Raw genomic sequence first — 756 nt, 5'->3', positions numbered from 1 at the left:
CCGCGCGCACCGACCGGCCGCGTCGCCGGCGCTGACCTCCACCCGGGTAGCGGCCGCATCGCCGGCCGCGCCCCGTGCGGTCAGCCCCGGCGCGCCTGCCGGCGCAGCTGCAGGATCCGGCCCGTCCCGGGCACGGCGACCAGCAGGATCCCGGCGATCGCGGCGAACAGCAGCGCCACCCCGGTGGGCAGCGTCCCGGTCAGCCACAGGAAGTTGATCGCGACCGGCTCGGTGTTCTGCAGGATGAACACCAGCAGGAAGATCAGCACGACCGCCGAGAGGATCAGCGCGGCCCACAGCCCGCCGGTGCGGGTGTGCGGGATCGCGCGCTTCTCGGTAGTGGCCTCGGAGTCCGGGCCGCCGCCCTCCACCGGCACCGCCACGGTCGGCTGATCGGCCGTGGGGTCGGGTGTGCGCAGCGCCGGATGGGTCGCCGGGTCCGCCGTCGGGTCCTCCGGTCCGACCCGCCCCCAGGCCGGGGAGTCGCCGCCCCGTCGGTCGTCGCTCATCCGTTCCGCCTTCCTCTCCCAGCGTGTCCGCTCGTGCACCCTCTGGGTCCGGGCACGCGCGGGAGTATCGCGCACTCGGCGTCCCGGCGACGACGACGCGCGGGGCACGCCCGTCGTCCGGTCGTGCCCCACCGGCCGAGGACCTGCCGTCGGGCCGGCAGCGACGCCGAACCCCGCGAGGACCGCACGTGGACCACGCCGAAGCCGTCCGGATCTTCTTCGCCGCCGCACCGGACGGGGTCGGGCC

Annotated in this window: 1 protein-coding gene; it reads right to left on the bottom strand. The window is 76.5% G+C overall.

From position 1 onward, the window contains the following. Positions 1-80 precede the first annotated feature (80 nt). A complete protein-coding gene (locus tag GTW08_RS16925; protein WP_073578144.1) occupies positions 81-509 on the bottom strand; it encodes a LapA family protein in 429 nt (142 codons plus the stop codon). Positions 510-756: the final 247 nt, after the last annotated feature.

The organism is Pseudonocardia sp. SID8383, from assembly GCF_009864975.1.
Taxonomy (GTDB): domain Bacteria; phylum Actinomycetota; class Actinomycetes; order Mycobacteriales; family Pseudonocardiaceae; genus Pseudonocardia; species Pseudonocardia alni.
Note: the sequence above shows the minus strand (reverse complement) of the source record. Positions and strands in the feature narration are given on the sequence as shown.

Bases quoted from the DNA above. Each gene is read 5' to 3' on its own strand.
- GTW08_RS16925 (WP_073578144.1), bottom strand. From the start codon at position 509: ATGAGCGACGACCGACGGGGCGGCGACTCCCCGGCCTGGGGGCGGGTC.